This is a genomic window from Patiriisocius marinus (assembly GCF_008974325.1).
GTDB classification, from domain to species: domain Bacteria; phylum Bacteroidota; class Bacteroidia; order Flavobacteriales; family Flavobacteriaceae; genus Patiriisocius; species Patiriisocius marinus.
This window is the reverse complement of sequence record NZ_BKCG01000025.1, coordinates 1-1,869: the sequence shown is the minus strand read 5'-3', so window position 1 is coordinate 1,869 and position 1,869 is coordinate 1. Positions and strand designations below refer to the sequence as shown.

At 30.3% G+C, this 1,869-nt stretch carries 1 protein-coding gene; it reads left to right on the top strand.

All coding sequences use genetic code 11. The features are described 5' to 3' along the window. Positions 1–144: 144 nt before the first annotated feature. Positions 145–1,611 (top strand): serine hydrolase domain-containing protein, encoded by a 1,467-nt coding sequence (locus GBH57_RS15915; RefSeq protein WP_151675489.1) that lies wholly within the window; start codon positions 145–147, stop codon positions 1,609–1,611. The last annotated feature ends 258 nt before the right edge of the window (positions 1,612–1,869 follow it).

Sequence of the window (1,869 nt, the reverse complement as noted above, 5' to 3'; positions counted from 1 at the left end):
GTCCGCTAAATATAAAATTTGGCGTTTATAATAAAAAAGATAAAAGCAAAATATTTATATTTAGCTAAGTAATAAACCGAAACGATAGTGCTTATTAACTGCCCTACGTTTCTTATACGTTAACGTTACCCACAATTAAAAAAAATGAAGTACATCCAATTAACTTTAGTATTTTCTATCATATTTTTTGGATGTAATTCTTCAAAAAAGAGTATTCAGAACTCACCAAAATCAAATTACGATATTGAATTTATCGATTATTTATTTAAAGATTATGTTGGGAATAGACCAAGTGCAAGTGTCATTGTAATCAAAGACAATCAAATTGATTTTACAAAAAATTATGGTTTTGCTGATCTAGAGAACAACAAACTCGCTACATCTAAAACCAACTATCGAATTGCTTCTGTTACCAAACAGTTTACAGCAATGGCAATAATGATTTTAGTAAATCAAGACAAACTAGCTTACGAAACAACTCTTACCGAAATTTTTCCCGAATTCCCTGAATATGGAAAAGACATTACTATAAGACAACTCTTAACACATCGCTCAGGATTAGTAAAATACAATCGTTTTATTAAGAAAAACCAAACTGAACAAATGTTAGATAAGGACGTTTTAGATGGACTTTTAAAAACTGACAGTACATATTTTCAACCTAACACAAAATATGCTTATAGCAATACTGGCTATGCAGTATTAGCCCAAGTGATTGAAAAAATAACAGGAATATCATTTTCAGATTTTATGGAAAAAGAAATATTCCTTCCATTAGGAATGACAAATTCCACTATTCTTGTAAAAAACAGAGAAATTAAAAATAGAGCCTTCGGTTACATAGTAAAGGACACTTCAATTATTGCCAAAGACCAAAGTTTAACAAGTGCAATTCAAGGAGATGGAGGTGTTTACACTTCTATTTTAGATTATTACAAATGGGACAAAGCATTGTATTCAGATAAATTGATACCACAGGCTAAATTAGATGAGGCATTTTATAATTACAATGAAAAAGGAAAATCCACTGAAGATGGTTATGGATATGGTTGGATTGTTAATTATTTTAATGGAACAAAAATATTACAACACGGAGGTTCTTCTACTGGGTTTGGTAGTCACGTGATACGAATACCAAGCGAAAATATTTCTGTTGCAATTTTTACCAACAGGAACAAAAGAGGTCAAGAATTGCCCAATAGAGCAAAAGCCTTACTTAGTCATTTCACTAACGGGAAATTTCAAATGCCATTTGAAATTATTTTAGAAAAAGAAATTGACCTTAATGGAATAGATAGAGGAATAGATTTATATAACAAGATTAAAAGAGACACCGTAAACTATTCTGTGTCTAAAGGCGGACTTTTTAATTTTGGAATAAGCTATATCAATGCTAACAAAAACAATGATGCTTTAAAATTATTTTCGGTTCTACAAAGTGATTATCCAGACTATTTTGGTGGATATTATGGAAGTGCGGTAATTTACCAGCAAGAAAAAAACTCTAAAAAAGCAATTGAATATTACAAAAAAACAATATCACACAGTACCGAAAAAGAAAAATGGGCAGCAGACCATTCACAGAAAATGATTAATGAACTTTCGGAATAAAAACTGTGGGTAACAATGTGTATAATTCATTGCTAGTTATAGCCTACTTACGAAAGTCCTCGCGAATTTTCTGTTTAATTTTTATTTACTAAATTAGTGGCTCAAACACGCAACGAAATCATACACTAGACCGTTACCACACATTTGAAATGAACATCGTAGGAACAAATATAAATTTTATTTTACTCGAAATTATTGACGAGCAAAACAGCAGTGATTTAAAATTAGTTCTTTCAAATATGGAAAGTTATCCAAGAA

Excerpts from the sequence above, each read along its gene's own strand:
- GBH57_RS15915 (WP_151675489.1), top strand. The coding sequence starts at position 145 with ATGAAGTACATCCAATTAACTTTAGTATTTTCTATCATATTTTTTGGA.